Source organism: Ramlibacter sp. (assembly GCF_041916345.1).
Classification (GTDB): domain Bacteria; phylum Pseudomonadota; class Gammaproteobacteria; order Burkholderiales; family Burkholderiaceae_C; genus Ramlibacter.
In genome coordinates this window covers 1-24,683 of sequence record NZ_JAYRZR010000003.1, presented here as the reverse complement: position 1 = coordinate 24,683, position 24,683 = coordinate 1, and the positions used below count along the sequence as shown (strand labels likewise).

The following is a 24,683-nucleotide window of genomic DNA, read 5'->3' as shown; positions in this document are numbered from 1 at the left end:
GCGCCTGCGGGCCGGGCGCGTCCGTCTTTCCTTCAGGAACCGCAACCATCATGTTCTTCCGCATCGACCGCCGCGCGGCGGGTGCGGCGCTGGCGCTCGCCTCCGGGCTGGCCGGCGCGCAAACCGGCGCCACGCTCCCCGCCGTCACCATCACCGGCAATCCGCTGGGCCGTGACGACCTGCTCACGCCTGCCAGCCGCCTGTCTGGCGACGACCTGCGGCTGCGCAGGCAGCCCTCGCTGGGCGAGACCCTGGGCACGCAGCCCGGCATCGCCAGCACCTACTACGGCCCGCAGGCCAGCCGGCCCGTCATTCGCGGGCTGGATGGCGACCGCATCCGCATCCTCTCCAACGGCACCGCGCTGCTCGACGCTTCGGGGCTGAGCTACGACCACGCCGTCTCCGCCGATCCGCTGGCCGCCGAGGCGGTGGAGGTGCTGCGCGGGCCGGGCGCGCTGCTGCACGGCGGCACGGCCATCGGGGGCGTGGTCAACGTGCTGGACAACCGCATTCCGCGCGAACCGGTGCAGGGCGTGACCGGGCGCGCGGAGGCCAGCTACGCCACCGGGGCCCGCGAGCGGGCCGGCGCCGCGCTGCTGGAGGCGGGCGGTGCCCGCGCAGCTGTGCACGTGGATGTGTTCGACCGCGACTCGGGCGATGCCAGGGTGCCGCTCTCGCTGGCGTGCGGGCGCGGCGGCGTGACGGTGGTGCGGTCGCGGCTGTGCAACGCCGACTCGCGCAGCCGGGGCGGCGCCGCGGGTGGCACCCTGTTCTTCGACCGCGGCTACCTCGGCGCGTCGGTGCAGGAAACGCGCAATGCGTACGGCGCCGTGGCAGAGGACGACGTGCGCATCGACATGGTGTCGCGCCGCGCCGCGATCGACGGCGAGTGGCGGCCCGCGCAATCGGTGTGGCAGTCGGTTCGCCTGCAGGCCGCACACACCGACTACCGCCATGCGGAGATCGAAGGCGGCGCCACCGGCACGGTGTTCCAGCTGCGCGGCGACGAGTTCCGGCTGCAGGCGCGCCATGCGCGCGTGGGGCCGCTGGAGGGCGTGATCGGCCTGCAGGCCGACAGCAGCCGCCTCTCGGCCGACGGCGAAGAGGCTTTCGCGCCACCGAGCCGCACGCGCCAGCAGGCGCTCTTTGCCTACGAGGAGCTGGGACAGCCCTGGGGCCGCGTCAGCTTCGGCGTGCGGGCCGAGCAGGTTCGCGTCCGCACCGCGGGCGACGCCGCGCAGGCGCGCTTCGCACCGGGCGAGCGGCGCTTCACGCCCGGCAGCGTGGCCCTGGGGGCGCTGTGGAAGCTGCCCGCCGGCTGGCAGCTCACCGGCAACCTGGCCCGCAGCGAGCGCGCGCCGGCCCACTACGAGCTGTTCGCCGATGGGCCGCACGTGGCCACCGGCGCCTACGAAGTGGGCAACCGGCAACTGGGCACGGAGCGGGCCACGCAGGTGGACGCCGGCCTGCAGTGGCGCCAGCAGGATCATCAGGTCACGCTCACGGCGTTTGCCTCTCGCTTCGGCAACTACATCGCGCTGCTGCCCACGGGCGCCGAGCAGGACCTGGATGGCGAGGCGCTGCCGGTCTATGCCTACACCGCCGTGCCCGCGCGGCTGCAGGGCCTGGAGGCGACGGCCCGCCTGCGCCTGCGCGATGCGCCGGTGCGGATCAACCTGGAGACCCGTGCCGACACCGTGCGCGCCTGGCGCACCGACACCGGCGAGCCGCTGCCCCGCATGGCACCGATGCGCGTGGGCGCGACGCTGGTGGCATCGCAAGGCCCGTGGTCGGCACGCGTCGGCTTCGATCACTCGGCCCGTCAGGACCGGGTGCCCCAGGGGGAGCGCGCGACCGATGCCGCGACGCTGTGGCACGCGTCGCTTGACTGGCGCATGCAGGCCGGCACCGTGCAATGGCTCTGGTTCATACGCGGCGAGAACCTCGGCAACCGGCTGGCCTACAGCGCCACCTCCATCCTGACGCAGACGGCGCCCGGCCGTGTGCCCCTGCCAGGGCGCAGCGTCAAGGTGGGTCTTCAGGCGACGTACTGATCACGTGGCGGGGGCCCGCCTACACTGGCGGGCCTCATGAACCATCCCGTTCTCTCCGCGCTCGTGCCGGTGGCGCTGCTGATCGCCATCGGCGTGTTCGCCGGCCGGCGCCGCTGGATCGGGCCGGCCTCGGTGAAGGATCTCGCCAACCTGGTCTTCCTCGTGCTGTCGCCGGCGCTGCTGTTCCGCACCATGAGCACGGTGGATCCGCGCAACGTGGCGCTGCAGCCGCTGGCGGCGTACTTCGGCGCGGCCTTCATCCTGTTCTTCGGCATCCTGGCTGTGCGCGGCTTCCACCGCGAGGCGGCGGTGATCGGCCTGGCCGCCACCTTCAGCAACACCTTCATGATCGGCGTACCCCTGGTCAGCCTGGCCTGGGGCCAGGCCGGGCTGGTGCAGCTCTTTCCGTTGATTTCCGTGCATGCGCTGGTGCTGCTCACCATGGCCACGCTGGTGCTGGAGCTGGCGGTTCAGCGCGAGGCGCAGGCCGCCGGCGGTGCGCCGCCGCGCGCACTGGCCCGCACCGTGCTGCAGGCGGTGCGCAACGCCGTGCTGCATCCGGTGCCGCTGCCCATCCTGGCGGGCCTGGCCTTCGGCCAGACCGGGTGGACGCTGCCGGCCGTCATCGACAAGCCGCTGCAGCTGCTGGGCCAGGCCCTGGGCCCGGTGGCGCTGCTGATGGTGGGTGTGTCGCTGGCGCAGACGTCCATCGGCCAGCAATGGAAGCCCGCGCTGGGCGTGGCCGCGCTGAAGACGGCGCTGCATCCGCTGCTGGTGCTGGCCATCGGCTGGGCGCTGGGCCTGTCGGGCGTGCCCTTCGCGGTGATGGTGGTGGCCGCCGCGCTGCCCATCGGCGCCAACGTGTTCCTGTTCTCCCAGCGCTATGGCGTGGCGCAGGATCTGGTCACCGCCAGCGTGGGGCTGTCGACCCTGCTGGCCATGGCCACGCTGTCGATCGCGCTGGCTTTCTTCGGCACGGGCGGATGACGACCCTTCACGTCATGCAGACACACTCGGGAGTGCACAGATGGCTTGGCTGATTCTCTTCGTCGCCGGCTTGTTCGAGGTGGTGTGGGCCATCGGCCTGAAGTACACCGAGGGCTTCACCAGGCCGCTGGCCTCCACGATCACCATTGCCGCCATGGTCGCCAGCGTGGTGCTGCTCGGCTGGGCGATGAAGACGCTGCCAGTGGGCACGGCCTACGCGGTCTGGACGGGCATCGGCGCGGTGGGCACCGTGGCGTTGGGCATCGTGCTGTTCAACGAGCCAGCGACCGCCGCCCGCCTGCTGTGCGTGACGATGATCGTGGGCGGCATCGTGGGCTTGAAGATGACGCACGCGTGAGCGCCTCGTCATGCCCGCGCAGGTGGGCATCCAGGATCTTCACGGCGCCAGCCGTTCCCGCACCCATCCACCACCTTCCGCCGGCCGATAGCGCAGCCGGTCATGCAGGCGGCTCTTGCGGCCCTGCCAGAACTCCCAGCGGTCCGGCACCAGGCGGAATCCGCCCCAGTGCGGCGGCCGCGGCGGGCTCAGCATGAACTGCGCGCCGTACTTGGCGGCATTGGCCACCAGCACGCCGCGGTGGCTGATCACCTGGCTCTGCGGGCTGGCCCACGCGCCGATGCGTGAATCGAGCGGTCGGCTGGCGAAGTAGGCATCGCTCTCCTCGGCCGACGTGCGCTGCACCCGGCCTTCGATACGCACCACGCGCTCCAGCTCGACCCAGTGGAACTGCAGCGCCGCATACGGGTTGCCCGCCAGCTCCTGGCCCTTGCGGCTTTCGTAGTTGGTGTACCAGACGATGCCGCGCTCGTCGTAGCCCTTGATCAGCACCACGCGCGTGCTGGGCCGCATGTCGCTGGCAACGGTGGCCACCGTCATCGCGTTCGGCTCCGGCACCTCGGCGGCGATGGCCTCCTGCAGCCATTGCTCGAACTGGCGCAGCGGATCCGCGTGCGAGGCGTCCTCGTTCAGCTCGGCCTTCTCGTAGCTCTTGCGCAGGTTCGCGATGTCGGATGCGGGCGTGCTCATGAGGCGGATTCTGGCAGAGCGGCCCTTCCGTGCGGCCGGCACCTGCGGCGCTACAGTGGCGGCATGAACGATCCCACTGTGCTGGTGCTGGCCTCCGGCCGCGGCGAACGCTTCCGCGCCTCGGGCGGTGCCGGCTCCAAGCTGCAGGCGCTGCTGGCGGGCCGGCCCGTGCTGGCCCACACGCTGGAAGCGGTGCGGGCCAGCGGCCTGCCTTTCCATGTGGAGGACGCGGGGCATCCTGGCATGGGTGACTCCATCGCCGCGGCCGTGCGCGCCACGAGCGACGCCACCGGCTGGCTGGTGCTGCCGGGGGATCTGCCGCTGGTGCGGCCGGAAAGCCTGCGCGCCGTGGCAGCTGCACTTGCGACCCACTCGGTGGTGCTGCCCGTGCACGAGGGCGTGCGCGGCCATCCGGTGGGCTTCGGCGCCGTGTGCCGCGATGCGCTGCTGGCGCTGGCGGGCGCCGAGGGCGCCGCGTCGGTGGTGAAGGCGCAGCGCGCGGCCGGCGGCGTGATCGAGCTGCCGCTGGCGGACGAGGGCATCGTCACGGATGTGGACACGGTGGCGGATCTGGCGCGCATCGAGCAGCGGCTGGCGTCCGCCCCTGTGCCACGCCACTAGACGGGCCGAGCATGGTCCCCGGTGGGGGCGACCTCACTCCGTGTCGTGCTGCAGCTTCCTCAGCAGCCGCTCCAGATTCCGATCCCGGATGTCATGCCGTCGCAGCTCCTCCAGCGTCAGATGCGCGTACTCGTGCGTGGTGCCATAGCGCCCGCGCGCCTGCGCAAAGATGGCCCGGTACTCGTCCAGACTCAGCTCGCCGGTGTGATTCGGGCTGGCGCGCGACAGGGTGAAGGCCAGCGCGCGCACCGGGCCTTGCGGCGTGTGGGCGTTCAGCCAGCGGGCGTCATAGACGGCGGTGATCATCTCGCGCCGCCAGAGCTGGCGCAGCGCTTCCTCACTGGCCTCCCGCGGGATGCGGAACACCATGCCGCGGCAGCAGCCGCCGGAGAGCAGGGCGAACACCAGGCCGGGGCGCTCGGGCGTGCCGCGGTTGATGCGGCTCCACATCTTCAGCGCGCGGTGCCAGCCGTTCACGCGGGCCGGGCGTCGCTCGGCGTAATCGAAATCCGGTCGCCAGATCAGCGAGCCGTAGGCAAAGACCCACAGGTCCTCCCCGCCACCCCACTCGGCCAATGCCTGCTCCAGCAGCGCCTGCGGGTCGCGCAGCGGCTTCAACACCTCGGACATGCCGCCACTCTACCGAAAGCCCGGCGGGCGGGCAGCGCACCGCGCAGATTGGTAACCCGCCGGTAACCATCGGCGCGTCGGGGAGCCGGCCCGCGGGGTAGGATCCGGCCACCATGACGCTTCATCCCGCCCTGCAAGCGGTCACCGCGCGCATCCGCGAGCGCAGCGCGGCTTCGCGTGCCGACTACCTGGCGCGGCTCGACGCCGCGGCCGCGCGAGACCGCGGGGCAGACCGCCTGGGCTGCGCCAACGTGGCGCATGCCTTCGCGGCGATGCCGGCGGACGAGCGCCTGCGCGTCGTTGCCCAGCGCGCGCCCAACCTGGCCGTGGTCAGCGCCTACAACGACATGTTGTCCGCGCACGCGCCGTATGCCGGTTATCCCGCCATCCTCCGCGACGAGGCGCGGCGCCACGGTGCCACGGTGCAGGTGGCCGCCGGCGTGCCGGCCATGTGCGACGGCGTGACGCAGGGCACGGCCGGCATGGAGCTGAGCCTGTTCTCGCGCGACGTCATCGCCATGGCCACGGCGGTGGGCCTGAGCCACGACGTGTTCGATGGCGCGCTGCTGCTGGGCGTGTGCGACAAGATCGTGCCCGGCCTCCTGATCGGCGCGCTGCACTTCGGCCACCTGCCCATGGTGTTCGTGCCGGCCGGGCCCATGCCCAGCGGCCTGTCCAACAGCGCCAAGGCGCGCGTGCGCGAGCAGGCGGCGCAGGGCCTGGTGGGCCGCGACGCGCTGCTCGATGCCGAGTCGCGCGCCTATCACTCGCAGGGCACCTGCACCTTCTACGGCACCGCCAACAGCAACCAGATGCTGCTGGAGGCGATGGGCCTGCATGTGCCCGGCGCTGCCTTCGTGCAGCCGCAGGAAGGCCTGCGCGAGCCGCTGACGCGCGAGGCGGTGCGCATGTTGCTGGGCCTGCTGCCCGGCCGCCATCAGGCGCCCATCGGCCGGGTGGTGGATGAGCGCTGCATCGTCAATGCGATGGTGGCGCTGCTGGCCACGGGCGGCTCCACCAATCACCTGATCCACTGGGTGGCGGTGGCCCGCGCGGCGGGCCTCGTGATCGACTGGGACGACTTCAGCGTGCTGTCGGCGGCGGTGCCGCTGCTGGCACGCGTCTATCCGAACGGCGAGGCGGACGTGAACCAGTTCCAGGCGGCGGGCGGCCCCGGCTTCGTGCTGCGCGAGCTGCTCGATGCCGGCCTGCTGCATGGCGACGTGCTCACCGTGCACCCCGGCGGGCTGCGCGCGCACACGCGGCGGCCGGTGGCTGCCGTCGAGGCCGACATCACCTGGCAGGACACGGGCGCGAGCGGCGACACGACGGTGCTGCGACCGGCGACGGATCCGTTCAGCGCCACCGGTGGCCTGCGCCTGCTCACCGGCAACCTCGGCCGCGCGGTCATCAAGGTCTCGGCCGTGCCGGAGGACCGACATGTGATCGAGGCGCCGGCCCGCCTCTTCGACAGCCAGGAGGCGCTGCAGGCGGCCTTCCAGGCTGGCGAGCTGACGCAGGACGTGGTGTGCGTCGTGCGCTGGCAAGGCCCGCGCGCCAACGGCATGCCGGAGCTGCACAAGCTCACGCCGCCGCTCGCCGTGCTGCAGGGCCGCGGCCTGCGCGTGGCATTGGTCACCGACGGCCGCATGAGCGGCGCCTCGGGCAAGGTGCCGGCGGCCATCCACGTGTCGCCCGAGGCGGCGGCGGGCGGGCCGCTGGCGAAGCTGCGCGATGGCGATGTGGTGCGGCTCGACGCGGTGGCCGGCACCCTGCAGGCGCTGGTGCCCGAGCCGGAATGGAACGCGCGCCCCGTCGCGCAGCCGCCCCAGGCGCTGGTGCAGGCGGGTGCGCACGGCATGGGCCGCGAGCTGTTCGCGGGCCTGCGCCGGCTGGCGCTGCCGGCAGAAGAAGGAGCCTGCACATGGCTGTGAGCCTGTCCCCCCGCGAGGTGATGGAGGACGCGCCGGTGATCCCGGTGATCGTGCTGCACGAGGTCGCACACGCGGTGCCACTCGCCCGCGCACTGGTGGCCGGCGGCATCCGCATGCTGGAGGTGACCTTGCGCACGCCGGTGGCGCTGGCCTGCATCGAGGCCATCGCGCGGGACGTGCCCGACGCCGTGGTGGGCGCCGGCACCGTGCGCAGCGCCGCCGACGCGCAGGCCGCGGCCATGGCGGGTGCCTGCTTCGCCGTCAGTCCCGGCTACACCCACGCCGTGGGCAAGGCCTGCCATGACCTGGGCCTGCCCCTGCTGCCCGGCGTGGCCACCGGCAGCGAGATCATGGCGGCGCAGGAAGACGGCCACCTGGCGCTGAAGTTCTTCCCGGCGCTGCAAGCCGGCGGCGCGGCGATGCTGAAGGCCTGGCAGGGCCCGTTCGGCGACGTGGTGTTCTGCCCCACAGGCGGCGTGACCCCTGCGAACGCACCGGAGCTGCTGGCGCTGCCCAACGTCGCCTGCGTGGGGGGCTCCTGGCTCACGCCGGCGGATGCGGTGGCGCGCGGCGACTGGGCCCACATCACCGCGCTGGCGCAGCAGGCGGCGGCGCTGCCCCGATGATTGCCATGCACCTGATCCATCGCTTTTGTCCGCACGCGCCGTTGGCGGGCGCGCGGATGGGCAAGCTCTGGCGAGCCCGGCTCACGGCCTGGGTGGCCGCGGCCAGTTGCGCCAGCGCGCTGGCCGCCGGCCCCGCCACGACGGGCAGCCCGCCAGCCGCTGCTTCCGTGCCCGCCAGCGCCACCGCAGCGGCGCAGGGGCCCCGCGTGCTGCGCAACCTGGCCTACGGCACCGAGGCCCGCCAGCAGCTCGACGCCTACGTGCCCGCGCGGCCTGCGGGCCCGGTGCTGGTCATGGTGCATGGCGGCGCCTGGGTGCTGGGTGACAAGGCCGAGCCCGGGATGATCCAGCCCAAGGCCGCCTACTGGACGCAGCAGGGCTACGTGGTCGTCTCGGTCAACTACCGCCTGGTGCCGAAGGTGCGCCCGCACGAGCAGGCCGAAGACGTGGCGCGGGCCCTGGCCTTCGTGCAGCGCGAGGCCGCTTCATGGGGCGCCGACGGCCGCCGCGTGGTGCTGATGGGGCATTCGGCCGGCGGTCACCTGGTAGCGCTGCTGCATGCCAACCCGGCCGAGGCGCAGCGCGTGGGCGCACATCCCTGGAAGGGCACCGTCGTACTCGACAGCGCCGCGCTGGACCTGGTGAGCCTGATGCGCGCGCCGCACCCGCGCCTGTACGACCGCGCCTTCGGCACCGACCCCGCCTACTGGGAACGCGTCTCGCCCTTCCACGCGATGCAGCCCAAGGGGCCGCCGCCGGTGCTCTTCATCTGCTCGCAGCAGCGGCCGGATGCCTGTCCGCAGGCCGACGCCTATGAGCGCAAGGCCTCGGAGTTCAAGCACCGCGTGACGATCTGGATGCAGGACAAGGACCACATGCAGATCAACCGCCAGCTCGGCCAGCCCGGCATCTACACCGATTCGGTGGCGCGCTGGATCAGCTCGATCTTGTAGCCGTCGGGGTCGGTGACGAACGCGATGACGGTGCTGCCGCCCTTCACCGGCCCGGGTTCGCGCGTGATGTTGCCGCCGGCCGCGCGGATGCGGTCGCAGGCGGCGTACACGTCGGGCACGCCGATGGCCAGGTGGCCGAACGCCGTGCCCAGCTCATAGGAATCCACGCCGTGGTTGTACGTGAGCTCCAGCTCCGCGTGGTCCGGGTTCTTGCCGTAGCCGACAAAGGCGAGCGAGTACTTCTGCTCCGGCCGTTCGGTCGTGCGCAGCAGGGTCATGCCCAGCACCTGGGTGTAGAAGTCGATGGCGCGCTGCAGGTTGCCCACGCGCAGCATGGTGTGGAGGAGTCTCATGCGCGGAATTATGGCCACGGCCGCCGGCTGCGTGCGGCGCTGCGGGCGATGGCCGTGTCGGCGTTGCTGCTGTTCGCCGGCGCGGCGCGGGCCGAGGGGCCGGCCTTCGATCTGGTGGTGCAGGCGCCGCAGCCGCTGCGCGAGCTGCTCGACCGCCACCTGGAGCTGGGCCGCTTCCGCGCGGTGGCCGACCTGGACGAGGCCGAGCTCGCCCGTCTGATCACGCTGGCCGACCGTGATGCGCGCGAGCTGCTGGCCACGCAGGGCCACTTCGCGCCGAAGATCACCATCACGCGCGAGCCGGCTGGCGCGGCCACGCCCCGGCCGCGTCTGCTGGTGCGGGTGGAGCCGGGCGAGCCGGCCCGCGTGACCGACGTCCGCATCACGTTCGAGGGCGACCTTGCCCAGTCTGCCGAGGCCGATGCCATCGCGCAGCGTGAGGCGGTGGTGGCGGGCTGGGCCCTGCCGGCCGGCCGCGTGTTCACCCAGGCCGCATGGGACGATGCCAAGATGCAGGCGCTGCAGGCCGTTCTGGCCCGGCGCTACCCGGCCGCCCGCATCGCTGCGACCGAGGCCGATGTGGACGCCGCCGCCGGCACTGCGCGCCTGGCCGTGCGCATCGACTCCGGCCCGCTCTACCGGCTGGGTCCGGTGCGCGTGGCTGGCATGTCGCTGTACGACCCCCAGCTCGTGGAGCGGCTGTCGCGCCTGCCGCCCGGCAGCCCGTTCGACCGTGCGCGGCTGCTCGACGCGCAGGCGCGCCTGGCGGCCAGCGGCTGGTTCGACTCCGCCTTCCTGCACGTGGATCCGCAGACCGATCCCGAGGCCGCCGTGGTGCAGGCCACCGTGCGCGAGTCCCCATTGCGCAAGTGGGTGCTGGGCATCGGCTTCACCACCGACGGCGGGCCGCGCCTGTCGGCCGAGCACACGCACAACCGCGTGCCCTGGCTGGGCTGGCGAGCGATCACGCGCGCGCAGGCGGAGCGGCGCAATCCCTTCCTGCAGGCGGATCTGACCGCGCCGCCGGAGGCCAATGGCTGGCACTGGACGCTGCTCGGGCGCACCGAGAAGCTGGACGATGGCGAGCGCATCACCCAGGCCCAGCGCCTGCGCCTCGGCCGCGCGCGCGCCGAGGACCGCTTCGACCGCGGCTTCTTCGTCCAGCTGGATCGCGCCAGCAGCCGTGAGCCCGCCGCGCTGCGCTTGACCGACGTGGAGACGGGCGATGGATCAGCCGTGTTCGCCGGCGTCACCTGGACGGGCCGCTGGTTCGATGACCTGCAGGCGCCCACGCGCGGCTGGGGCCTGGGCGCGGAGGTCGGCGCCGGCCTCACCTTCGGATCGCGCCGCGAGCCTTTCCAGCGCACGCTGGTGCGCGGACTGGCCTATCAACCGCTGGCGGAGGGCCGCATCCAGTGGCGCGGCGAGGCGGCCGCGGTGTTCGCGCGCAGCGAGGCGCGCATCCCGGCCACGCAGCTCTTTCGCACCGGTGGCGCCACCTCGGTACGCGGCTACGCCTACCAGGACATCGGCGTGCCGCTGGCCGGTGGGCAGGTCGGTCCCGGCCGTCTGATGATGGTGGGCAGCGCCGAGTGGCAGCGCCCGCTGCGGCGCGAGGGCCTGCCCACGGCGCTGGAGAGCGCCCTGTTCGTGGACGTCGGTGCGGTGGGCGACGAGCCCGGTGACCTGCGGGCGAAGGTGGGCGTGGGGGGCGGCGTGCGCTGGAAAAGCCCGGTGGGCCTGCTGGAGGTGGCGCTGGCCTGGGGCGTGCAGCCGAGGCGCGTGCGCCTGCACTTCAATGCGGGGTTCGTGTTCTGATGATCGACGTGCCGCCTGTCGCCGAGCCCGCGCGCGGGCGCCCGATGCTGCGCCGTGTGCTGCGCGGCCTCGCGTGGGCCGCCGCCGGTGGGCTCTTGCTCGTGGCGCTCGCGCTGGGCGCGCTGTGGGTGTGGTCCGGCCAGGAAGGATCGCTCGCCTGGGCCCTGCAGCGTGCTGCGCAGGGGCAGCCCTTGCCGGTGCAGGGCGTGAGCGGCTCGCTGCGCGAAGGGGGGCGTGTGGAGCGGCTCGTGTGGTCGCGCGACGGACTGTCCGTCCAGGCCAGGGCTGTGCAATGGCGCTGGCAGCCGTTGGCGCTGCTGCAGGGCCAGCTGGTGGTGACGGATCTGCGCCTCGCCGATCTGCAGGTGCGCGATACGAGCCCGCCCACGCCCGGCCCACTGCGAGCGCCGGACACGCTGGCCTTGCCGGTGCAGGTGCGGGTGGACCGGCTGGCGATCGACGCCCTGCGCGTGCAAGGGCCGGCAGACGTGCAGGCCAGCGCCTTCGTGGCCCGCTATGCCTATGACGGCGTGGCTCATGCGCTGGACCTGCAGTCGCTCTCGATTGCCGCGGGCCGGTACCAGGGCGAGGCGCGCATCGAGGCCGCGGGCACGCAGACGCTCACGGCGCAGCTGCGTGGCGAGTGGCAGGCGCCGTTGCCGGGGGAGGGCGCGAGCGCGGCACGCCGGATGCCGATGGCCCTGCAGGTACAGGCGCGCGGTACGCTGCGCGCCATCGAGATCGACGCGTCGCTGACCAGCGTGGAGGCGTCCGGCCCACGCGCCACGCTCACCGCGCGTGTCACGCCCTTCGAGGCCCAGCCTCTGCCTGCCGCATCGGCGAGGCTGCGCGCGGTGAACCTCGCGCTACTCTGGCCCTCGGCGCCCACGACAGCACTGGAAGGCGAAGTCTCGGTGCAGCCTACTGCGGACGGTGCCTGGGCGCTGGATACGCAGCTGCGCAATACCGCGCCCGGCCCCTGGGACACGCGGCGGCTGCCGCTGGACAGCCTGCGCCTGCAGGCCGATTGGCGGGACGGCCGCGCCCTGGTGCGCACGCTGGATGCGCGGCTCGGCGCCGGCCAGGTCACCGGCACGGGCGACTGGCAGGCCCAAGGCGGCTGGTCCTTTGACGGCCGAGTGCAGACGATCGATCCGGCGGGTCTTCACGGCGCGCTGGCATCGAGCCCGGTGGATGGCCGCGTGGCCTTGCGAGGGCTGAAGGAGGGCATCGGTTTCGACATCGACCTGACCGCACCCGCGGCGCCGGATGCGCGCGGCCGGCTCGCGCTGCGCGCCGCGCAGGCCCGCGGCCAGTGGGCCGCCGATACCGCGACGCTGCAGTCGCTGCGGCTGCAGGCCACCGATGCGCTGCTGGAGGGCCAGTTGACGGTGCGGGTGGCGCAGGCGGCAGGCGAGGGCCGGCTGCGCATGACCGTGCCGGGCCTGCAGGCCCAGGCGGACGGCGCCCTGGCGCGTGAGCAGGGCGGTGGGCGCCTGACGTTGCAGGCGAGCGATCTGGCCCGGGCCCAGGCCTGGGCAGCGCGGCTGCCCGTGATCGACGCCGCGGTGTCGGCCTGGGCGGTGCAGGGGCGTGGCGAGGCGGCGTTCCACTGGCGCGGTGGCTGGCAGGACCCCCGCGTGGAGGGTGAGGCGCGGGTGAACGGCTTGACGGTCCGCGCGGCGAAGGCGGCCGGCGACCCATCCTCGCCGCCGTGGCGGCTGGAGACGGCGCAACTGAAGCTGGACGGCCGCCTGGCCGATGTGCAAGTGGCCTTGCAGGCCGGCGCATCGCGCGGGGCGGCCCAGGCGAGCGGTGCAGTCCGAGGCCAGGTCGGCATCCGCCTGGTGAACAACGCCTGGTCGGCGCAGGGCCGCATCGACGAACTGCGGCTGCAGACCCGCGAGAGTGAGGCGGCGGGCTGGTGGCGTCTCGCCATGGCCAGCGCGGTGGCGTGGCGCGCGGCGCCCGACGACTTCACCTTCGAGGCGGGAGAAGCCACGTTAGGCGCGCCGACCCGCGCCCGGGCGCCTGCGGGGGACTCGGATGCGCGCATCACGTGGGCACCCCTGCGTGTGGCTCGTGGCGAGGTGCAGACCCAGGGCCGCATCACCGGTCTGCCCCTCGCCTGGCTCGAAAGCCTGGGGGCGGCCGCCGGCAGTGGCCTTGGCGTGAGTGGCGACCTGGTGTTCGACGCGCGCTGGGACGCGCGCTTCGGCCGCGAGCTGCGCCTGCAGGCCGAGCTGGAACGCGCACGGGGTGACCTGAACTTGCAGGCCGATGCCGGGGAGGGTGCTGCCACGCGCGTGGCCGCCGGGCTGCGAACGGCGCGCCTGTCCCTCACCGCGCAGGCCCAGCAGGTGGAGCTGGCGGTGCTGTGGGACAGCGAGCGTGCCGGCCGCGTTGAAGGCCGCGTGCGCACGCAGCTGCAGCGTGACGAGCACGGCGAGTGGTCGTGGCCCGCGCAGGCCGCGCTGGACGGCCGCGCCCAGGCGCGGCTGCCACGCCTGGGTGTGTGGTCGGTGCTGGCGCCACCTGGCTGGCGGCTGCGCGGCAGCGCCGAAGCCGATCTCACCGTGAGTGGCACGCGAGCCGAGCCCCAGGTCGCCGGCACCTTGAATGCCGATGCCCTGTCACTGCGCTCGGTGGTGGATGGCGTGGAGCTGCGCCATGGCCTCCTGCGGGCGTCGTTCGCCGGGCGGCGGCTGGTGGTGAGCGAGTTCGTGCTGCGTGGCGCGGGCGAGGAAGGCGGCCTGGTGCGCGCGCAAGGCGAGGCCGGCTGGACGCCGCAAGGCCTGCGGCTCGCCGCCACGGCGAGCGCCCAGCGGCTGCGGGCCAGCCTGCGCGAGGACCGGCAGCTCACCGTGTCCGGCCCGCTGACGGCCGTGCTGGATCGCGAAGGCCTGCGTCTGGACGGCGCGCTGGTGGTGGACCGCGCACGCATCGCGCTGCCCGACGAGGCCGCGCCGCGCCTGGGCGAAGACGTGATCGTGCGCGGCGCGCCGGGCCTGCCGGCCACGCTGGCGCAACGGCGCGCGCGTCCACCGCCAGAAGAGGGCGGCCTGGCGACGCGCCTGGCGGTAACCGTGGACCTGGGGCCGGACTTCCGCGTGGCCGGGCATGGCCTGGACACACGGCTGGCCGGCCAGCTGAAGGTGGAGGGCCGCTCGCTCGCGCAGCCGCGCGTGACGGGCGAGGTGCGCACCGAGGGCGGCACCTACCTGGGCTATGGCCAGCGCATGACGATCCAGCGTGGCGAGCTGCGCTTCGAGGGGCAGGCCGACAACCCGGCGCTGGACGTGCTGGCGATCCGCCCGCACATCGACCAGCGCGTGGGCGTGCGTATCACCGGCTGGGCGCAGGCGCCGCGCGTGGCGCTGTACTCGGAAGGCGGCCTGTCGGATGCCGAGACGCTCTCGTGGCTGGTGCTGGGCCGCTCGTCCGCCGGCGGCGGCGCCGAGGCCGCGCTGCTGCAGCGGGCCGCCGCGGCGCTGCTGGCCGGGCGCGGTGGCGGCCGCGGCCTGGCCGGCGCGCTGGGCATCGACGATCTGTCGGTGGGCGGCGAAGGCGCGGGCGGCACGGTGGTGCGCGTGGGCAAGCGTTTCGCCGACAACTTCTATGCGGCGTACGAGAGCAGCCTCAATGGCGCCACCGGCACGCTGCGCGTGTTCTATGACCTCACGCGCCGCATCACGTTGCGCGGCGAGGCGGGCGAGCGATCCGGCGTGGACCTGATCTTTACCTTCACCGATTGAAGACTGCCCGCGCGGGGCGAGGCCTCAACCGCGCAGCTCGAACACCAGGCAGGTGGTGGTGGCGTGGGCGAACAGCGTGCCGTCGGGCCCGTACAGGCGCGCGTCGGCGGTGGCGAGCTGGCGGCCGCAGTGGATGACCTTGCCTTCGGCCCGCACGCGCGCCAGGTTCAGCGGGATGGCGCGCACGAGGTTCACGCTCAGTTCGGCCGTGGTGTAGGCACGGCCGACAGGCATGCAGGTGTGCACCGCGCAGCCGAGCGCGGAATCGAGCAGGGTGGCGTACCAGCCGCCATGCACCGTGCCCAGCGGGTTGAGGTGGCCCGGGCCGGGTGTGCCCTGGAACAGCGCGCGGCCCTTCTCGACCTCGATGAGCTGGAAGTCCAGCGTGCGCGCGATGGGGGCGTAGGGCAGCTCGCCCCGCAGCATGGCCTGCATCACCTCCAGGCCGCTCATGCCGGCCACCTGCTCGCGCCGGGCGACACCGGGGCCGGCGCCGCCCGTGAGCCTTGCGGTCACCTCGCGCTCGGCGGCCAGCCAGGCCTGCAGCGGGTCGGCGTCTGCCGGGTTGGCGGCTTTCGTTTCGATCATCGTGTTCATGACGGGTTCGTTCGACGGGGTCATTGAGGGTTGCATATGCAATGATTGCAGATACAATAATCGGAATGGACACCGCTGTCAAGCCGCAGGGCTGCACCAACCTCAAGCTGCGCCAGCTCATGCGCCGCGTGGCGCAGCTCTACGACGCCGAGGTCGGCAAGACCGGCCTGCGCGGCACGCAGTACTCGCTGCTCTCCTACGTGGCGAAGCTCGGGCCCATCCGGCCGGTGGACCTGGCGCGGGCGATGAAGGTGGAGCCCTCCACGCTCACCCGCAACCTGCGGCCGCTCATCGAGGCCGGCCTGCTGCAGCAGGATGCAGGCCCCGATGCGCGCAGCCGCCTCGTCACGGTCACCGAGGCCGGCCGCGAGAAGCGGCAGGAGGCGCAGCGCCGCTGGCGCGTGGCTCAGGAGGCCCTGAATGCCCGCCTGGGGCCGGCCCGCGTGGTCGCGCTGCATGCGCTGCTGGACGAATGCCAGGACTTGCTGGCGGACCTGCCCGATGGAGAACTGCATGACTGAACCCGCCCGCGTCGACGCACGCCCCCTCTTCTGGCTGGTCGTGCTGGCCGCGGGCGGGGCCTTTGCCCTCACCATGGGCAGCCGCCAGTCCATGGGCCTGTTCGTCTCGCCGCTGAACACCGCCACCGGCCTGGGCGTCTCGGCCATCAGTCTCGCCTTCGCCTTCGGGCAACTCTGGTGGGGGCTCACGCAGCCGTTTGCCGGCATGCTGGCCGACCGCGTGGGCGCCGGCCGCGTGCTGGTGACCGGTATCGTGCTGGTCGCCATCGGCACCTTCATCACGCCCTACATGACCACGACCTGGGGGCTGGTACTGGCCATCGGGGTGCTCGCCGCGGGCGGGGCCGGCATGGCGGGCCCCGCGGTGCTGATGGCGGCGGCGAACCGCATGGTCGCGCCCGAGCGCCGCGGCCTGGCGGCCGGCATCGTCAACGCGGGCGGATCCTTCGGCCAGTTCATCACTGCGCCCATCGCCGCAGCCCTGATCGTGGGCATAGGCTGGGCCTCCGCCTTGCAGGTGCTGGCGGTGCTCGTGCTGCTGGCCTTGCCGGCCGCCTGGGTGCTGCGCGGCAATTCGCTCGCGGCCGCCGCCGCCGCGGCACCGGCCGGACAGAAGCCCATGGGCACGCGCGCCGCCATCCGGCAGGCACTGGGTCACCGCAGCTACCTGCTGCTGGGCGCGGGCTTCTTCGTCTGCGGCTTCCACGTCGCATTCCTCGCCACGCACCTGCCCGGCGTGGTGGCGGCCTGCGGCCTGCCGACGCAATGGTCCGGCTGGGCCATCGCGGTGCTGGGCCTGTTCAACATCATCGGCAGCGTGGCGATGGGCTGGGCCGTGGGCCGCTGGCGCATGAAGTCGCTGCTGTCGCTGGTGTACGCGGCGCGCGCGGTGGCCGTGCTGCTGTTCCTGGCGGCGCCCAAGACCGGGCCGGTGGTGCTGGTGTTCGCCGCCTTCATGGGGCTGACCTTCCTCTCCACCGTGCCGCCGACGGCCGGCCTGGTGGCCCGCTTCTTCGGCCCCGCCCACATGGCCACGCTGTTCGGCCTGGTGATGCTCTCGCACCAGGTGGGCGGCTTCCTCGGCGCGTGGCTCGGTGGCCGCGTGTTCGAGGCCACCGGCAGCTTCGACTGGGTCTGGTACATCGACGTGGTGCTGGCCGTGGCCGCCGCCCTGATCCACCTGCCCATCCGCGAGCCGCTGCTGCGGCCGGCGACGGCCTGACGGGCGCGATACCGCCCCACGGTCGGGCTGCGTATACTGGCCGCAAACCGACGGGCGAGCCCGTCTGCGCGGCTGCCGGATCGGCTGGCGCCGCCTCAACGGGAGGGCACTGCATGCGATCGGCCTATCTGGTGCTGGGGGTGCCCGGCAATGCCAGTCCGGAAGACATCGAGATCGCGTTCGAGAGGGCCCAGCTGCTGTATCCCAAGGAGCGGCTGGTCAAGGATGAGAGCGCCCTGGCCCGGTTCACCGAGGTCCGCGAAGCCTACCGCGTGCTGCGCGATCCGGAGATGCGTGCCGCGCATGATCGCAAGCTGGCTTCCGCCACGGCGGTGACGCGCATCGACCCCGCCATCAGCGGCCGCACGGTCCCCGTGGTGGTGGTGGAGCGTGAACCGATGGAAGGACTGTCCCGCCACGCGAAGCCGATCGCCGCGGGCGCCATGGTCCTGGCGCTGGTGCTGGGCGCGGGCCTCTGGGTCAGCTCACGCAATGCCGAGGCCCGGCGCGAGATGGCCGCGCAGGAGGCGATGATGCGCCAGCAGGAGGCCGCTGAGGCCGAGCGGCGCCGGCAGGAGGAAGCGGCGCAGGCCAGCCGCGAAGACCGCGAACGCGCCCAGGCGGAGGCGGCGGAGCGGCGTGCCGCCTACGAGAGCCGGCAGGCCGCGGCGCGCGTCACCTACGAGACGCGGCAGATCGAGAGCCAGCGTGCCGCTGACGAGCGCCGCAAGCTGCTGGCCGAAGAGTCCGCGCAACGCCAGAAGCAGTATGCCGAGCAGCGCGCGCAGGCCCAGCGTGAGGCCGACGAGCGTCGCGCAGCGATGGAGGCGCGCATGCGCCTGGAGGCGGACAAGCGCCGCCTGCGCGAGATCTGCATGCAGCAGTACGGCCGGCCTGATTGCTGATGCCCGCGCCGCGCGGCTGAACTACACCGGCATGGTGTAGTTCAGCGTCATCCGTCCGCCGTCCACCACCACGATCTCACCGGTCACGTAGCTGGCGGCGTCACTGGCGAGCCAGGCCACGGCGTCGGCCACCTCGCCGGGCTCGCCCAGGCGCTTCATGGGCGTGCGGCTCATGATGCGCAGCTTGGCCTCTTCGCTGGTGAGCACCGCCTTGGCGGCCAGCTCGGTGGCGATGGTGCCGGGCGCCACGGCATTCACGCGGATGCCCTTCTCGGCCAGCGCCAGTGCCATCACCCGCGTGAGCTGGTTGATGCCGCCCTTGCTGACGTTGTAGCTGGCAATGGTGGGAATGGCGAGCGTGCCGTTGACCGAGCTCATGTTGACGATGGCACCACGGCCCGCGCGCGCCATCTCGCGGGCCACGGCCTGGCCCGTGAGGAAGGCGCCCTTGAGGTTGACGCGCAGCACGGCGTCGAAGTCAGCCTCGGTCACCTCCAGGAAGTCCGCCGCGCGGAAGATGCCGGCGTTGTTCACCAGCACGTCGATGCGGCCGTGGCGCTGCAGCGTGGCGGCCACCAGCGCCTCCACCTGGGCCCTGTCGCCCACGTCGCAGCGCACGAACAGGCCGCCCAGTTCCTGGGCCAGGGCCTGGCCGCGCGCTTCGTCGAGGTCGGCGATGACGACCTGCGCGTCGTCGCGCGCGAAGCGGCGGGCGCAGGCTTCGCCGATGCCTTGCGCGCCACCGGTGACGATGCAAACGCGGCCGGCGAGGCCGAAGGAGATGGGGGCGGATGCGGGGGTTCGTTGGGCAGGATGGCTCATGCACGGATCGTACCCGCCCACGCCTGGGCGAAGGCACGGGCCTGCACGGCCACTTCGGCCGCGGCGCGCCCCGGCTTGTACAGGGCGGAGCCGATGCCGAAGCCGCTGGCGCCGGCGGCGCGATAGGCGGCCATGTTGTCCGTGCCGATACCGCCTACGGGCAGCAGCGCCGCATCCCTGGGCAGCACCGCGCGCAGGGCCTTCACGGCAGCGGGCGGGATCATCTCGGCCGGGAACAGCTTGAGCGCAGTGGCGCCGGCGTCGAGCGCGGCAAAAGCCTCGGTCGGCGTGGCCACGCCCGGTACCGAGACCAGGCCGAGGCGAACCGTCTCGCGCACGATCACGAGGTCGGCATGCGGCGACACAATGAGCCGGCCGCCCGCAGCTTGCACCGCCCGCACCTCATCGACGGTGCGGACGGTGCCCGCGCCCACCAGGGCCTGCGGAAAGGCCCGGGCGAGCCGGGCGATGCTTTCCATCGGCTGCGGCGAGTTCAGCGGCACCTCGATCAGCGACCAGCCGGCTGCCACCAGCGCGGCGCCCACGGGCTCGGCCTCGTCCGGCGTCAGGCCGCGCAGGATGGCGACGAGCGGAAGTTGGCGCAGCGCGGCGCGCCAGGCATCGGCGGGGGCGGAGAGAAGGGGAGTCGTCATGTCATCAAGGGGGTTGCAGCGAGCGGGCCAGGGCCCACAGGCCGCGCCACGTGGCCTCGGCACCGAAGCAGCGTGTGGCGATGCCGCAGTCGGCCAGGGCCAGGGCGTAGCGTTCGGTGAGCGCGGCGCTGCCGACCAGCGTGACCGGCAAGCCGGCGTGGGCGTGCACCCGCAGTTCCTCACCGATCACCAGTCCGGAGAGATAGCTGGGTTGCGCCGCGGCGGGCACGGCATCGAACAGGGCCAGCGTGCGGACGCTGAAGGCGCTGGCGAGCAGGCTGCCGGCAGTGCGCGCGTGGCGCACGCCGCGCAGGAAGGCATCGGCATCGAGCGCGCCGTCGTCTGCGGGCAGGGTGCGAGAGAGGATGGAATGCGTGCGCAGCAGGGCGTAGAACTCTCCGGACATGCAGGTGGCGAAGGTGGTCACGCGGCCGCCTTGCACGCGCACCCACTTGCTGTGCGTGCCGGGCAGCACGAACAGGCCTTCGGACGCGCCTTGCAGCGCGAGGGCACCGAAGACCTGCACCTCTTCGCCGCGCATCACGTCGGGCACGCCGTCGTGCTCGCAGGAGAGGCCGGGCACGAGCGCCACGCGGCCCGGGTCCACCCAGGTCAAGGCGCGCGCGATCTCGTCGAAGCCGGCCGGGCAGGGCGCGTACGGCGCCTCCTGCCAGCCTTGCCGGCTGCCGGCCATGCCGCTCACCAGGCACAGGGCCTCCGGCGCCGCCAGCCAGTCTCCCGCGATCTGCGCCAGCACAGCGGGAAAGCCACCCGGCGGCACCGTGAGGATGCCGCGGTCGCTGGTGCGTTCCTCGATCACCGATCCATCCGCCGCGAGGCGTGCCGCGCGCAGCGAGGAGGTCCCCCAGTCGATGGCGATGAGGGGTTTCATGGAACACCCCCCGTCATGCCCGCGCAGGCGGGCATCCAGGAGATGGCGGCGAGCCTCATAGCAGCGCCCGCACGGCATCGGGCCGCGGCAGGGGCGCGACGGCGCCATAGCCTTGCACGGCCAGCGACGCGGCGGCATTGGCATAGCGCGCGGCGGCCAGCAGCTCATCGCCGGCCACGAGACGCGCCAGCAAGTTGCCGGCGAAGCAGTCGCCGGCGCCGGTGGCATCCACCACGGTGGCGGGCAGAGCATCGAGCCGATGCCGTTGGTTCCCGTCGCTCACGAGTGCGCCGCGGTCGCCCAGCTTCACCACCACCTGGCGGGCGCCGCGCGCGTGCGCCCAGTTGGCGACGGCCTCCGCGTCGGTGAGGCCGCACAGGGCCGTCATGTCGTCCAGGCTGGGCAGAAACAGGTCGGTGAATGGCAAGGCCTGGTCATACGCCGCTGCCGCCTCCTCGCGTGACCACAGCTTGAGCCGCAGGTTGGAGTCGAAGGCGACCTGCACGCCCGCCTCGCGCGCCGCGCGCATCGCGGCCAGCGTGGTCTGGCAGGCCGAGGGGGAGATGGCCATGGAGATGCCGGAGACATGCAGCCAGCGGCTGGCTCGCAGCATCGCCAGGGGCGCGCCGGCCAGCCACGCCGGCGTCATGCGTGCCGCGGCGGAGCCGGCGCGGCGGTAGCTGAAGGCGTGGCCGTCGGGGCCATGGCTCACGAAGTAGAGACCGGTCTCGCCGCCGGCCACCCCCTCCACGGCCGTGGTGTCCACGCTTTCGCGCGCCCACAGGTCCAGCAGCATGCGGCCGAACGAGTCGTCGCCGACGCGCGTGAGGTAGGCGGTGCGGGCGCCCGCACGCGCGGCGGCGATCACCGCGTTGCTGGTGTCGCCGCCGAAGCCCTGCAGCCAGGTGGCCTCTCCAGGGCGGACCTGGTTGAACTCCACCATGGCTTCACCCAGGGCGACGATGTCGATTCGTGGGGGCATGACACCCTCAATGATTGTCCTTCGGCACGAAGGCCCCGCGCTGCCCGACCAGGAAGTCGAGGTCCGCGCCCTCGTCGGCCTGCAGCACGTGGTCGATGTACAGCTTCCAGTAGCCGGACGACAGCGCGGGCGGCGGCGCCTTCCACTCGGCCATGCGGACCTTCAATTCCTCGTCGCTGATGAGCAGCTGCAGGCGGCGCGCCGGCACATCCAGTTCGATCATGTCGCCATTCTTCACGATGGCCAGCGGCCCGCCGGCCGCCGCCTCCGGCGCGGTGTGCAGCACCACCGTGCCATAGGCCGTGCCGCTCATGCGCGCATCGCTGATGCGCACCATGTCCGTGATGCCCTTGCGCAGCACCTTGGGCGGCAGCGGCATGTTGCCCACCTCCGCCATGCCCGGGTAGCCCTTGGGGCCGCAGTTCTTGAGCACCAGGATGCAGGTCTCGTCCACGTCCAGGTTCTCGTCGTCGATGCGGCGGTGGAAGTCGTTGCTGTCCTCGAACACCACGGCGCGGCCGGTGTGCACCATCAGTTCCGGCGTGGCCGCGCTCGGTTTGATCACCGCGCCGCGCGGCGCCAGGTTGCCGCGCAGGATGGCGATGCCCGCCTTCTCCTTGAAGGGCGCGTCGAACGACTTGATGACGCGCGGGTCGAAGTTCTGCGCGTCGGCGATGTTCTCCGCCACGGTCTTGCCGCTCACGGTGACGATGTCCCGGTGCAGCAGATGCTGGATCTCCTTCATGACCACCGGCAGGCCGCCGGCGTAGCAGAAGTCCTCCATCAGGTGCTGGCCCGAAGGCTGCAGGTTCACCAGGCAGGGCATCTCGCTGCCCAGGCGCTCGAAGTCGTCCACCGTGAGCTTCAGGCCCAGGCGGCCGGCGATGGCGATGAGGTGGATCACCGCGTTGGTGCTGCCGCCGATGGCGGCCAGCGTGCGGATCGCGTTCTCGAAGGCTTCACGCGTGAGCACCTTCGTGATGGTCTGGTCGGTGTGCACCATCTCCACGATGCGCCGGCCGGCGCTGCGCGCCAGCACGTTGCGGCGGCCATCGACGGCGGGGTAGGCGGCGTTGCCCGGCAGGCCGATACCCAGCGCTTCCACCATCGACGCCATCGTGGAGGCGGTTCCCATGGTCATGCAGTGGCCGTGGCTGCGGTGCATGCAGCTCTCGGCCTCGAAGAAATCCTGCAGCTTCAGCGTGCCGGCGCGCACCTGCTCGCTCATGCTCCACACGCCGGTGCCGCTGCCCAGCTCCTGGCCGCGCCACTTGCCATTGAGCATGGGCCCGCCCGAGACGCCGATGGTGGGCAGGCCCGCACTGGACGCGCCCATCAGCAGCGAGGGCGTGGTCTTGTCGCAGCCCATGAGCAGTACCACGCCGTCGATGGGGTTGCCGCGGATCGACTCCTCCACGTCCATCGACGCGAGGTTGCGGTACAGCATGGCGGTGGGGCGCAGCAGCGTCTCGCCCAGCGACATCACCGGGAACTCGAGCGGGAAGCCGCCGGCCTCGTACACGCCGATCTTCACCTGCTCGGCCAGGGTGCGGAAGTGCGAGTTGCAGGGCGTGAGCTCGCTGAAGGTGTTGCAGATGCCGATGACGGGGCGGCCGTCGAACTGATCGTGCGGCACGCCCTTGCCCTTGACCCAGCTGCGGTAGGCGAAGCCATCGCGGTCCTGGCGGCCGAACCACTGCTGAGATCGAAGGTCCTCGGGTTTCTTGCGGGGCGGGGTCATAGGGTTAATCCGGAAAGTTGCTTTCATATTATCGTCATACCATTGCCGCCGCCCCTTCGGTAGAAACCATGACCATCAAGAACGTCCACGGCAACACGCTCGACCTGCTCGGCGCGGCCATCGTGGGCGGCCGCTGGCCGGCTGGCAGCAGCATCCCGCCCGAGCCCGCGCTGTGCGACGAGCTGGGCGTGAGCCGCACCGTCGTGCGCGAGGCGGTGAAGTCGCTGGTCGCCAAGGGGCTGATCTCCACCGGCCCCAAGGTGGGCACTCGCGTGCTGCCCGCCGAGCAGTGGAACTGGTTCGACCCCGATGTGATCGTGTGGCAGTCCAAGGTCGGTCTCACGCGCGAGTTCCTGCGTGACCTGCAGGAACTGCGCCGCGTGGTCGAGCCCGCCGCCGTGCGCATGGCCGCGGAGCGCGCCACCGCGGCCGACATCGCCGGCATCGAGGAGGCCTTCGCCGGCATGAAGCAGGCAGTGGAGCACGGCGGTGACTACGTGAAGCACGACCTGCGCTTCCACCAGGGCCTGCTGGGCGCCAGCCACAACCGCATGGTGGTGCAGATGAGCAAGGCGCTCTCGGCGCTGCTGCGCACCAGCTTCGAGATCTCCACCACCCGCAAGGACGGCCCGAAGAACTCGCTGCCCCTGCACCGTGCGGTGCTCGACGCCGTGATCGCGAAGGAGCCCACCCGCGCCGAGCGTGCCATCCTGGTGCTGATCGACGGTGCCCGCGAAGACATCGAGACGGTGCTCGCCAGCCGCCGCCGCCTGCCCAACCTGGATACGCCCGCGCCGCTGCTGCGGGCTGCCTGAGAACCCTGCATGAGACCCACCGTGCCCATGCCGGCTCCCGTCGTCCCCGCGAAGGCGGGGACCCAGGAGGTTTTTGCTGGCGACCACCTCCTGGATTCCCGCCTGTGCGGGAATGACGGGGCGAGGAATTCCCGCCTGCGCGGGAATGACGGGGTGAGGGATTCCCGCCTGCGCGGGAATGACGGGGGGATGGCATGAACCGCGCCATCGACTGGTTCTTCAAGGGGCTGGAGTTCCTGGTGGTCGCCTGCCTGGTGGCCATGGTGTTCATGGTGTTCGGCAACGTGGTGCTGCGCTACGGGTTCAACAGCGGCATCCTGATTTCCGAGGAGATGTCGCGCTACTGCTTCATCTGGCTCACCTACATCGGCGCGATGATCGCCATGCGCGAGCGCGGGCACCTGGGCGTGGACACGCTGGTCAAGCACCTGCCGCGCGTGGGCAAGCAGGCCTGCCTGTTCCTGAGCGAGTCGCTCATGCTGTTCGTGAACGTGCTGTTCCTGGTCGGCACCTGGAAGATGCATGGCCTGCAGGTCACCAACGTCTCGCCGGTGGTGGGCATCTCCATGATCTGGGTCTACGGCATCGGCTACGTGGTGGCGGTGGTGATGGCGCTGTTCAACCTCTCGGTGCTGTGGCGCCTGTGCACCGGCCAGCTCTCGGAAGACGAACTGGTGCAGGTCGTCGAATCCGAGGATCTGCCGCATGAGGCCGCCGGCCAGGGAGCGCGCCCGTGACCGTGACCGTGTTCGTG

At 72.4% G+C, this 24,683-nt stretch carries 23 protein-coding genes; 14 read left to right on the top strand and 9 right to left on the bottom strand.

Translation table 11 applies throughout. From position 1 onward, the window contains the following. Nucleotides 1-50: 50 nt before the first annotated feature. From ACE3T5_RS01345 to sugE, 3 genes are read left to right on the top strand one after another with little or no spacing between them, the layout of a single operon-like run. Complete coding sequence (locus tag ACE3T5_RS01345) at nucleotides 51-2,054, top strand: TonB-dependent receptor (RefSeq protein ID WP_374663631.1); 2,004 nt, start codon at nucleotides 51-53, stop codon at nucleotides 2,052-2,054. 36 nt (nucleotides 2,055-2,090) lie between these two features. Beyond that, a complete protein-coding gene (locus tag ACE3T5_RS01340; RefSeq protein WP_374663629.1) occupies nucleotides 2,091-3,041 on the top strand; it encodes an AEC family transporter in 951 nt (316 codons plus the stop codon). A 40-nt stretch (nucleotides 3,042-3,081) separates the two neighbouring features. Further along, nucleotides 3,082-3,399, top strand: a complete 318-nt coding sequence (gene sugE, locus ACE3T5_RS01335) for a quaternary ammonium compound efflux SMR transporter SugE (protein WP_374663627.1) — start codon at nucleotides 3,082-3,084, stop codon at nucleotides 3,397-3,399. A gap of 39 nt (nucleotides 3,400-3,438) precedes the next feature. Here sugE and pdxH read toward each other — a convergent pair whose 3' ends face one another. After that, nucleotides 3,439-4,089, bottom strand: a complete 651-nt coding sequence (gene pdxH, locus ACE3T5_RS01330) for a pyridoxamine 5'-phosphate oxidase (protein WP_374663625.1) — start codon at nucleotides 4,087-4,089, stop codon at nucleotides 3,439-3,441. A gap of 63 nt (nucleotides 4,090-4,152) precedes the next feature. Here pdxH and ACE3T5_RS01325 point away from each other — a divergent pair, with 63 nt between their 5' ends. After that, on the top strand, nucleotides 4,153-4,710 hold the full coding sequence (locus ACE3T5_RS01325) for an NTP transferase domain-containing protein (protein ID WP_374663623.1): 558 nt from the start codon (nucleotides 4,153-4,155) through the stop codon (nucleotides 4,708-4,710). Nucleotides 4,711-4,743: 33 nt separating this feature from the next. Here ACE3T5_RS01325 and ACE3T5_RS01320 read toward each other — a convergent pair whose 3' ends face one another. Continuing rightward, nucleotides 4,744-5,340: a gamma-glutamylcyclotransferase gene (locus ACE3T5_RS01320; protein ID WP_374663621.1), complete on the bottom strand. Its 597-nt coding sequence runs from the start codon at nucleotides 5,338-5,340 to the stop codon at nucleotides 4,744-4,746. Nucleotides 5,341-5,453: 113 nt separating this feature from the next. Between ACE3T5_RS01320 and edd the strand changes: the two genes are divergently transcribed. From edd to ACE3T5_RS01305, 3 genes are read left to right on the top strand one after another with little or no spacing between them, the layout of a single operon-like run. Continuing rightward, nucleotides 5,454-7,274 carry a phosphogluconate dehydratase gene (gene edd / locus ACE3T5_RS01315; protein WP_374663619.1) on the top strand — a complete coding sequence of 607 codons (1,821 nt, stop codon included), beginning with the start codon at nucleotides 5,454-5,456 and terminating at the stop codon, nucleotides 7,272-7,274. After that, nucleotides 7,265-7,900, top strand: a complete 636-nt coding sequence (gene eda / locus ACE3T5_RS01310; RefSeq protein WP_374663616.1) for a bifunctional 4-hydroxy-2-oxoglutarate aldolase/2-dehydro-3-deoxy-phosphogluconate aldolase — start codon at nucleotides 7,265-7,267, stop codon at nucleotides 7,898-7,900. The genes edd and eda overlap by 10 nt, the downstream gene beginning before the upstream one ends. A gap of 5 nt (nucleotides 7,901-7,905) precedes the next feature. Next, nucleotides 7,906-8,853 carry an alpha/beta hydrolase gene (locus tag ACE3T5_RS01305; RefSeq protein ID WP_374663614.1) on the top strand — a complete coding sequence of 316 codons (948 nt, stop codon included), beginning with the start codon at nucleotides 7,906-7,908 and terminating at the stop codon, nucleotides 8,851-8,853. Here the strand turns inward: ACE3T5_RS01305 and gloA are convergent. Continuing rightward, nucleotides 8,811-9,206 (bottom strand): lactoylglutathione lyase, encoded by a 396-nt coding sequence (gene gloA, locus ACE3T5_RS01300; protein ID WP_374663612.1) that lies wholly within the window; start codon nucleotides 9,204-9,206, stop codon nucleotides 8,811-8,813. The genes ACE3T5_RS01305 and gloA overlap by 43 nt on opposite strands. Before the next feature lie 48 nt (nucleotides 9,207-9,254). Here gloA and ACE3T5_RS01295 point away from each other — a divergent pair, with 48 nt between their 5' ends. Both ACE3T5_RS01295 and ACE3T5_RS01290 read left to right on the top strand, forming a co-directional pair. Then, nucleotides 9,255-11,024: an autotransporter assembly complex family protein gene (locus ACE3T5_RS01295; RefSeq protein WP_374663610.1), complete on the top strand. Its 1,770-nt coding sequence runs from the start codon at nucleotides 9,255-9,257 to the stop codon at nucleotides 11,022-11,024. Next, entirely contained in the window at nucleotides 11,024-14,779 is a 3,756-nt protein-coding gene (locus tag ACE3T5_RS01290; RefSeq protein WP_374663607.1) for a translocation/assembly module TamB domain-containing protein, read from the top strand. The genes ACE3T5_RS01295 and ACE3T5_RS01290 overlap by 1 nt, the downstream gene beginning before the upstream one ends. Before the next feature lie 24 nt (nucleotides 14,780-14,803). Here the strand turns inward: ACE3T5_RS01290 and ACE3T5_RS01285 are convergent, their stop codons facing one another. Then, complete coding sequence (locus ACE3T5_RS01285; RefSeq protein WP_374663605.1) at nucleotides 14,804-15,367, bottom strand: PaaI family thioesterase; 564 nt, start codon at nucleotides 15,365-15,367, stop codon at nucleotides 14,804-14,806. A gap of 74 nt (nucleotides 15,368-15,441) precedes the next feature. Between ACE3T5_RS01285 and ACE3T5_RS01280 the strand changes: the two genes are divergently transcribed. The 3 genes from ACE3T5_RS01280 (at nucleotide 15,442) to ACE3T5_RS01270 (ending at nucleotide 18,024) form a co-directional block, all read left to right on the top strand. Beyond that, nucleotides 15,442-15,897 (top strand): MarR family winged helix-turn-helix transcriptional regulator, encoded by a 456-nt coding sequence (locus ACE3T5_RS01280; RefSeq protein ID WP_374663602.1) that lies wholly within the window; start codon nucleotides 15,442-15,444, stop codon nucleotides 15,895-15,897. After that, nucleotides 15,890-17,119, top strand: a complete 1,230-nt coding sequence (locus tag ACE3T5_RS01275) for an MFS transporter (RefSeq protein WP_374663600.1) — start codon at nucleotides 15,890-15,892, stop codon at nucleotides 17,117-17,119. The genes ACE3T5_RS01280 and ACE3T5_RS01275 overlap by 8 nt, the downstream gene beginning before the upstream one ends. A 113-nt stretch (nucleotides 17,120-17,232) precedes the next feature. Next, entirely contained in the window at nucleotides 17,233-18,024 is a 792-nt protein-coding gene (locus ACE3T5_RS01270; protein WP_374663598.1) for a DnaJ domain-containing protein, read from the top strand. A 21-nt stretch (nucleotides 18,025-18,045) separates the two neighbouring features. Here ACE3T5_RS01270 and ACE3T5_RS01265 read toward each other — a convergent pair whose 3' ends face one another. Genes ACE3T5_RS01265 through ACE3T5_RS01245 form a run of 5 tightly spaced genes read right to left on the bottom strand, consistent with a single transcriptional unit; the run spans nucleotide 18,046 to nucleotide 23,114 of the window. After that, the gene (locus tag ACE3T5_RS01265; protein WP_374663596.1) at nucleotides 18,046-18,846 is read right to left on the bottom strand and encodes an SDR family NAD(P)-dependent oxidoreductase; all 801 of its coding nucleotides are present in this window, start codon (nucleotides 18,844-18,846) and stop codon (nucleotides 18,046-18,048) included. Beyond that, nucleotides 18,843-19,499, bottom strand: coding sequence for a 2-dehydro-3-deoxy-6-phosphogalactonate aldolase (locus ACE3T5_RS01260; protein ID WP_374663594.1), 657 nt, complete (start codon nucleotides 19,497-19,499; stop codon nucleotides 18,843-18,845). Before ACE3T5_RS01260 ends, ACE3T5_RS01265 begins: the two co-directional genes overlap by 4 nt. A gap of 4 nt (nucleotides 19,500-19,503) precedes the next feature. Further along, nucleotides 19,504-20,391, bottom strand: coding sequence for a 2-dehydro-3-deoxygalactonokinase (locus ACE3T5_RS01255; protein WP_374663592.1), 888 nt, complete (start codon nucleotides 20,389-20,391; stop codon nucleotides 19,504-19,506). Nucleotides 20,392-20,446: 55 nt separating this feature from the next. Then, a complete protein-coding gene (locus ACE3T5_RS01250; protein ID WP_374663590.1) occupies nucleotides 20,447-21,373 on the bottom strand; it encodes a sugar kinase in 927 nt (308 codons plus the stop codon). A gap of 7 nt (nucleotides 21,374-21,380) precedes the next feature. Beyond that, complete coding sequence (locus ACE3T5_RS01245) at nucleotides 21,381-23,114, bottom strand: IlvD/Edd family dehydratase (protein ID WP_374663588.1); 1,734 nt, start codon at nucleotides 23,112-23,114, stop codon at nucleotides 21,381-21,383. 68 nt (nucleotides 23,115-23,182) lie between these two features. On the opposite strand from ACE3T5_RS01245, the gene ACE3T5_RS01240 reads away from it, so the two are divergent. Beyond that, nucleotides 23,183-23,929: a FadR/GntR family transcriptional regulator gene (locus ACE3T5_RS01240; RefSeq protein ID WP_374663586.1), complete on the top strand. Its 747-nt coding sequence runs from the start codon at nucleotides 23,183-23,185 to the stop codon at nucleotides 23,927-23,929. Nucleotides 23,930-24,123: 194 nt separating this feature from the next. Then, on the top strand, nucleotides 24,124-24,666 hold the full coding sequence (locus ACE3T5_RS01235) for a TRAP transporter small permease (protein WP_374663584.1): 543 nt from the start codon (nucleotides 24,124-24,126) through the stop codon (nucleotides 24,664-24,666). Nucleotides 24,667-24,683: the final 17 nt, after the last annotated feature.